General features: G+C 53.7%; 1 protein-coding gene. It reads left to right on the top strand.

The window, feature by feature from the left end:
• Positions 1-217 precede the first annotated feature (217 nt).
• Entirely contained in the window at positions 218-1,150 is a 933-nt protein-coding gene (locus tag K7431_RS30790) for an IS110 family transposase (RefSeq protein ID WP_012723008.1), read from the top strand.
• Positions 1,151-1,260: the final 110 nt, after the last annotated feature.

Here is a 1,260-nt window from a genome sequence, read left to right as displayed (position 1 = left end):
GCCCGCTTGTGTCTTGAACCAGACTTAAACTGAAGGTGAGAGCGGTGAGTGACAAGCTGAATGCCCGAAGTGCTTAAAGCACGTGTGGGAGCCCATGCTGTCACTCACCTCTCCACTCTGGTCATTGAGCCCGAACAGTTGAACGAGCCCACCTCGAACAGTTACAAGCGTGGGCCAAGCCAGAGCGCTCTCACCTTGAGTGTAAGAGGATTTGGCTATGTTTTCCTATCCAGCAGGTATTGATGTCTCCAGCGGTAGCCTCGAGATTCGGGTTGATCAACTGGATGTAGCGATGAGTTGTTCTAATTCGCAGAGTGATTTTCCTGGGTTAATTGGATGGCTAACCCTGCATCGCGTGGGTCGAGTGCTGCTGGAGGCCACTGGCGGTTACGAGCGCAAAGTCATGAAAGCGCTTCAAGCCGCGGGCTTTGAAGTCATTCGGATCAACCCTTGCCGAGCCAAAAGCTTTGCCCGGGCTATGGGGCAACAAGCCAAAACCGATCCGATAGATGCACGCCTTCTTGCGCAGTTCGCAGCGGTCATCAAATCGCCCGATAGCCGGGTTACCAGCGCCGAGCAGGATGATTTGCGCGCCCTGGTCCAACAGCGAGAGCACTTTGTTCAGCAAAGAGATGACGACAAACGGCGGCTTAAAACGACCTCCTCTGACGTGGTCAAGCCTGCGCTGCAGAGTCATATCGACTATTTGCAAAAAGTGCTGAAGGAGCTGGAAAGCCTGATCCGCCAAAGTGCAGAACGTCTGGATCGTAAAAAAGTAGCCCTTCTGTGCTCAGTCAAAGGCATAGGACTTGTTACAGCGGCCAGCTTGATGTCCTATCTTCCGGAGCTAGGCGAGGTGGGTAGACATCAGATTGCAGCATTGAGCGGCACTGCGCCCTACAACGACGATAGCGGCAAGCACAAAGGCAAGCGTCATATCAGCGGCGGCAGGTTCGCCGCGAGGCGCTCACTGTATATGGCCTGTTGGTCAGTGATCCGGTTTCAACCTGAGTTTGCCGCGCGATATAAGGCGCTGCGCGAGAAAGGAAAATGCGCCAAAGTGGCACTCATCGCGTGTATGCGTGTTTTGCTGGTACGCCTAAACGCAATGATCCGTGATGGATCTGAATGGAAAGAGCACGCCGCCTAAAATCCTGCGGTAGCTATTACCTAAAGCAGTTACACGGAGTACAGCCGTGGGAGCGTTGCCGCCTCTGGAAAAAATGGCTTGATGAAAACCATCAAGACAGTTGCTCCCAC

This window comes from Pseudomonas fluorescens group sp., from assembly GCF_020093335.1.
In the GTDB taxonomy this organism is placed as follows: domain Bacteria; phylum Pseudomonadota; class Gammaproteobacteria; order Pseudomonadales; family Pseudomonadaceae; genus Aquipseudomonas; species Aquipseudomonas petroselini.
This window is presented reverse-complemented; position numbering and strand designations above follow the sequence as displayed.

What these genes read in the sequence shown, in the direction of transcription:
- K7431_RS30790 (WP_012723008.1), top strand. Translation starts at nt 218, where the DNA reads ATGTTTTCCTATCCAGCAGGTATTGATGTCTCCAGCGGTAGCCTCGAG.